Consider the following 5933-nt stretch of genomic DNA (forward strand, 5'->3'; position numbering starts at 1 on the left):
TGCGCTCTAACAAACTCTCGCTATTTCAATGAGTCATCATAAGCCTCTTTTAAGAGGTTTATTCTAAATACAAATTATTGATAATCAAATTAAAAACTAAGACTTTTCTTTAAAGCACCCGTTTGGGACACTACCCTACCGAACTACTGTAATTAATAATTTATTAATTTCTAAAGATTTTTCCGTTTAAGCCTATACTAAAAAGTTCTTTTTCCGACCCAATAAGCTTCAAATTTCCATTTTTAGTTAATTTTTTAGTTTCGGTGATTATCTCTATAGAATCAGCATTTAAAAACTTAGAACTGATTTCTATGGTATTATCAGCATCTCCCATTATTGATGCTACAACTTTATAATCAATTAAAGAATCTCTTTCTATGTTAGTAACTACCAATAAAATGTTTGTATAATAATCATAGTTTCCAAAAACTGTAAAGACTTTAAACTCTTCATTTTCGATTAGACTATTATAATATACTAGTTTATAGTAGTTTTCTTTTTCGAGAATAGATTTCCTAAGTTCACTATTCACATTATACCTTTCTGTATCATTATTAGATATATCATCAATATCTTTTGACAAAGGAAATTCATTGAAGTTAAACAAATCAATCTTATCACTTTTATAATAAATCCCCGTTTCGTCTTGAACCTCAATATTACTCTTTCTTTTCTCCGTTACTTCTATATCTCTGATTCTTTTATTTTCTATTGATACTTTTTCATTCCTATTTTTACATGAAATTGTCAATAGAAGATAAGTTAGGTATAACAAATATTTCATAATCTATATTTTTTTAATCTACATCTATGTGATAATGGTTATTATGTACTGCGCCTCCATTTTGTACTGTGATGGAGCCACTATTATTCAAAGAATTAACCGCATTAGGGCCTATCAAAAAACGAGTAAAACCGTTATTCCCTAAAGCGTTAATAAATAGTTGTGTATTCTGAGAACTATAATTGTTACTATTTACAGTTGTTCCGCCAGGAAGCCCTCCATTTGTACCTAATAGACGTACATCAAATGCTCCGTTGTTGGAATGGTGGGTAGCAGTGGTATTTATATTGGTAGGCCCATTTGTGGGAGACCTCATATCACCAATCTGTAATGGATTTTCCACCAAAGAGTTTTCGTTAAATTCAGCTATCGCATTTATCATATTGGCTACATCCGTAGGCGTTCCAAATTGGTCTTCAACTGCGCCAGCAACGTCATTTCTATTATAGTAACCATAAACAGTGTAACCATCAATTTCATAAGTGCCAGAAGAATTAGCGCCAGTTTGCTCTTCTCCACTATGTGGTAATTCAACCATACCGTTCTCATTTGCAGGGAATTGTTGAACGGTTCCATCTGGTCCACCAACATTTAATACCTGTCCGGTTTGTGGTATGGGTGCATTACCTACCCATGCTGCAACAGGGGAGGAACCTGCTGGTGCTACACCAACAGCTCCATTAGGTACAGGTTGCGGCCCATAATTATAACCTTGGTATTGCCATCCATTTTCTGTATCAACCCATTCAAGCCCCTCAAGTTCAAAACCATCTATAACTCTATTCTCTGCAAAATTGTATGTACCATTATATACATACTCCTCTGCCAAAGGATCTACCTGCCAAAACCTGCCCAGTGCCGGATCGCTCATACGGTATTTCCACTCATAGGTGTTTAGTCCCAGGTCTTCATTAAACTCCTGCCCCTGATAGGTTTTTAAGTTATTTTTGGCGCCATAGCTTCCCGTGTTATAACCACGGTGTTCCATACCGAAAGGGTAATAGTTTTGCTCTCTGCGCATTTCACTGGCTCCTACTACGCCATCGCTATTATCATCGGCATAGGTTATTCTTATATTCCCTAAATGGTCTCTATACTGATATACATACTGATAGCCACTTTGCCCGTCGGGTTCTACATACCCTTCGGCATGATAAAACTGTTTAAGGTTCCCATTTTCATATACCTGGTTCCCGGCGTAATCGGTCGTGGTAATACTGCCATTATCATTTGTGATCTTACGCTGTTTGATACCCGCAGCATCATATACAAACTGGATATGCGTATTAGGATTGCCATTAAATACTACCTCGGTAGGCATATTTAAGTGGTTATAACTAATGCTGGTAATGCCCTTATTAGCATCTGCTATCATATTCCCATTCCCGTCATAGGTATATTCATTAGTTTGGTTAGCACCATCCTTAAAACCATAGGTACTGTTTCCGGTATCGGTTACTTTTAGCAACCTGTTCCCGCTGTCATAATCGTAATCGAGGATGTCCATACTCCCAAAATGACCTGGTGTTCCCAGCTCCGGTTGCTCAACTACGGCACCCTGACGCGTTAGGGTCTCTATGTTCCCCGTTTTGTCGTAGGTAAATACCACTTAGGTTATAGTTATTGGTTTTAAACTATTTAAAATCATATCTTACGCTATGACCTAATTTACTACATTACCCCAAACTGCAAAACGTATTGCAATTATAAACCACTCCGAAGAGTGGTTTATAATTTATTGATATCGTTATGAATTGCTAATTCTTTCTAATAATAAAAATATTCGTAATCAGGTAATTTCTTTAACCTTTCAAATTCTTCAACGGTAGTACGGTTTAAAATCATATTTTTTGGTTTCTTCGACTCATCAAAAACTCCGTATGTGTGATATAAGACCACTTGTCCATTCGACCATCTTACGAGTGCATTGAAATGTTCAACTACTCCTTTATTTTTTACATAACCAGTCAAAGGAATTTTATCAGTGTCTAACTTGCCTTCGAATATATAATACTCTCCATCCTTACTTATAATCGTGAGGCTATTGCGTCCATCATCTGATATGACAACTTTTTTATCTAAATCGTTATTACAGCCTAAAGACACGATAATAACAATAAACATCAATACTAATTTTTTATTCATTAATCAAACCATTTAGAATTTTTCATACCTGCATTTATACCCAGATATGATTGTTTGTCTTCCCCATAACTAGGTGCTTGCAATAATCCTTTGTCACCTCCGGAGACTCTAATTATCAAATCTGAGACAATCGAAAATAAAGCATTTTTTGCATTATTACCACCTGCATTGTACGCACCATATCCATACATAATATTGCTATTGGGTATAACACTTTTGTCAGCTTTTGCTCCCGCCGCGAAGTTACCAGCATCCCTTGCCGATGCATAAACGCCGTCTTTGATTTGAGAACCATAGTAAATACCACCGGATTTACCTTCTTCTACCGCATCTAGTTTGATATCAAATTCTTTACCACTACCAGCATTTAGTCCATAATCTACTATTCCATTTGAATCATCTAATACAGTCTGTACCTTGTTTTCAGCCCATTTACTATCAAAATCAATCTTACCAGTAGCAACTATATTCCCTTCTTCTAATTCAGCACCGTCAACAAAAGAAAAAGTATGAAGTGTTTCTCCTTTCCTAGTACCTCCAGCCGATGTATTCCCATTTGAATGTATCCTATCAACGTCAGCCGCTGTCGTTCCATTTTCATGTGCATAAACACCGAGATCGCCATCGTCATAGACTGCCAAAACATTACCGTCTTCGTCAGTATGTGTCGAGAAGGGCGCCATCCCATCGGGATCCATAAAATAGATAGGATTATCAAACGCATAGTTATACGGGCTGTGCCTACGCATCATTTCCGCTAAGGGGTCTATGTTCATCCATCTTCCCAGAGCCGGGTCATAGTTCCTTGCGGTAATATCATACCATTGCAGATTCAGTTCATCCTGCAATTCTTTCCCGCCAAACTTCCAACGCTGGGCCACACTGTTACCCAAAGCGCCTATGCCGTCATTTACCCCACGTACCCTTAACCCGAAAGGGTAATACGTATTCTCTTCGATAAGTTCGTCCTGGGTAATGGTGCCATCCCCGTTACCATCGCTATAACTTACACGAATATTCTCCAGGTGATCTTTATACTGATAGACATACCTAAACTGCCCGCCTCCGTCTTTATATACATAGCCTTCGGAGGTGTTAAAAAATTGTAGTTGGCCGTTCTCATAGACATAACCACCTAAATAGTCTGTAGTGGTGATATTTCCGTTATCGGTAACGGTCTTGCGAAGCTTAGCCCCGGTGGCATCATAGGTGTATTGAATATTCCCATTAGCAAAACTTACCTGCGTGGGTAAATTGAGATGGTTATAGGTGATATTCGTAATCCCCTTATTATCATCCCGGGTCATGTTGCCATTGCCATCATAAAAGTATTCGGTCGTGGCCTCGGCACCGTCTTTAAAACCGGTCACCGCACTGGCGGCTATGGCATCATCTACGGCCTGTAACTGGTTGCCCTGATAACTGTAGGTAAGATCATCCATCAATCCAAAGCTCGAAGCACTTACATCCCGGTGGCCGTTCCTTGTCAGTTTTGTGATGTTCCCCATCTTATCATATTGTACTAAGCCCAGAGTATAATTGGGATTGGAGTGGGTGGCACTTACCAACCGGTTTAACGCATCATATTCATATCGATAATGTTTCAAAGAACTATCATCATTGGCCGTACGCCAATGGGTCTCACTAATGTTCCCGTTATAAAGCGGAGTGGCCCCGTTTTGCGGGTCATTGTAATGGATCCTAAAGTTAAACAATTTTGTGGTACTATTCACATCGTTTATGCCTTTTAACCAGCCCCGTATATTGTAATTGTAGGTTACTTCCTGTAAAGGGCTGCCCGCAGTGCCTCCTGTTTTCTTTTGGGTAAGCTGCCCTAAGGCATCATAGGTATATTCAGCAGTTTGGTTAGCACCATCCTTAAAACCATAGGTACTGTTTCCGGTATCGCTTACCTTCAACAGCTTGTTCCCGCTGTCATAATTGTAATCGAGGATGTCCATACTCCCAAAATGACCTGGTGTTCCCAACTCCGGTTGCTCAACTACGGCACCCTGACGCGTTAGGGTCTCTATGTTCCCCATTTTGTCATAGGTAATACCACTTATAATATAGTTCCCGGTATTATCAGTAGCACCGGTAATCCGGTTCAGGGCATCATATTCATAGCGATAATGTTTCAAAGAACTATCATCATTGGCGGTACGCCAATGGGTCTCACTTATATTCCCGTTATAGAGGGGAGTGGCCCCAGTCTGCGGGTCATTGTACCAGATGTTAAATTTGTAACGGTTTTTAAGGACTAGTCATGACTTACCTAAAAGGAAAATCACTTATCCTAATTAATCTTGGAGGCCCTCCTCCCTGTAAATGACTTTCTAAATATACCATAACATACTTATCGTTAGTATTTTCATCAAGATAGTATGTTCTCCAGTTTTTACTGTCAACTTTAATTTCTTTAAGGGATTCTGCCTTATCATCGGCTTCTTTACCATAATAATAATCTTTGTTCATCTTTAGAATTTTATATCAAAATTGATTCCTTTAAGTTGCGATAAATCTAAATTAGGTAATGTAAATTCGCGTGCACCTCCAAGTGTTTTTCCTCCTCCAATAAACCCAGGGTTACTTCTAAATACTGGTGATGACAGCCCAGTACCTGGTGTATCAAATTCAATAACTTGGAAAGGTCCTTTTAATAAGTTACCATCATTATCTAATAGCGTCAAACGTTTTGCCAAACCTTCAGCAGTTGTTATACCCCTTAAATCACTTGCAGCAGTAACAAAGACATCTTCGGCCCCGGGTGCTCCTAGAGTAGCTGACTCACTATACTTTGCATTTCTAACTCTTGCCAATCGTTCAGGTACTGGATTAGAGGTTTTACTAATACTCCCTAATTTGGATACTTTAGAGACTGCACCGGCAGCTACCAAAGAACCTGCAAGGTTTTCATACGTTTCAACATTCGTTGCCACTTCTTTTAAGTCTGCCCCAAACTCCTCTAAACTTGTATTTTGAGCATAATCTGAAACGGCACCAG

General features: G+C 38.8%; 6 protein-coding genes. All 6 read right to left on the reverse strand.

The window, feature by feature from the left end:
* Positions 1-163: 163 nt before the first annotated feature.
* Positions 164-784, reverse strand: coding sequence for a hypothetical protein (locus WAO84_RS16945; RefSeq protein ID WP_340067326.1), 621 nt, complete (start codon positions 782-784; stop codon positions 164-166).
* A gap of 13 nt (positions 785-797) precedes the next feature.
* Positions 798-2393 (reverse strand): RHS repeat-associated core domain-containing protein, encoded by a 1596-nt coding sequence (locus tag WAO84_RS16950; protein ID WP_340067327.1) that lies wholly within the window; start codon positions 2391-2393, stop codon positions 798-800.
* A gap of 158 nt (positions 2394-2551) precedes the next feature.
* On the reverse strand, positions 2552-2929 hold the full coding sequence (locus tag WAO84_RS16955; protein ID WP_340067329.1) for a hypothetical protein: 378 nt from the start codon (positions 2927-2929) through the stop codon (positions 2552-2554).
* Positions 2929-5070 carry an RHS repeat domain-containing protein gene (locus WAO84_RS16960; protein ID WP_340067330.1) on the reverse strand — a complete coding sequence of 714 codons (2142 nt, stop codon included), beginning with the start codon at positions 5068-5070 and terminating at the stop codon, positions 2929-2931. The genes WAO84_RS16955 and WAO84_RS16960 overlap by 1 nt, the downstream gene beginning before the upstream one ends.
* A gap of 130 nt (positions 5071-5200) precedes the next feature.
* Complete coding sequence (locus WAO84_RS16965) at positions 5201-5404, reverse strand: Imm27 family immunity protein (RefSeq protein WP_340067332.1); 204 nt, start codon at positions 5402-5404, stop codon at positions 5201-5203.
* A 2-nt stretch (positions 5405-5406) separates the two neighbouring features.
* A partial coding sequence (locus WAO84_RS16970; protein WP_340067333.1) for a polymorphic toxin type 10 domain-containing protein occupies positions 5407-5933 on the reverse strand: 527 nt, incomplete at its 5' end.

The sequence above is a fragment of the Ascidiimonas aurantiaca genome, assembly GCF_037646345.1.
GTDB classification, from domain to species: Bacteria; Bacteroidota; Bacteroidia; order Flavobacteriales; family Flavobacteriaceae; genus Ascidiimonas; species Ascidiimonas aurantiaca.

Bases quoted from the DNA above. Each gene is read 5' to 3' on its own strand.
- WAO84_RS16945 (WP_340067326.1), bottom strand. From the start codon at position 784: ATGAAATATTTGTTATACCTAACTTATCTTCTATTGACAATTTCATGT.
- WAO84_RS16955 (WP_340067329.1), bottom strand. From the start codon at position 2,929: ATGAATAAAAAATTAGTATTGATGTTTATTGTTATTATCGTGTCTTTA.
- WAO84_RS16965 (WP_340067332.1), bottom strand. From the start codon at position 5,404: ATGAACAAAGATTATTATTATGGTAAAGAAGCCGATGATAAGGCAGAA.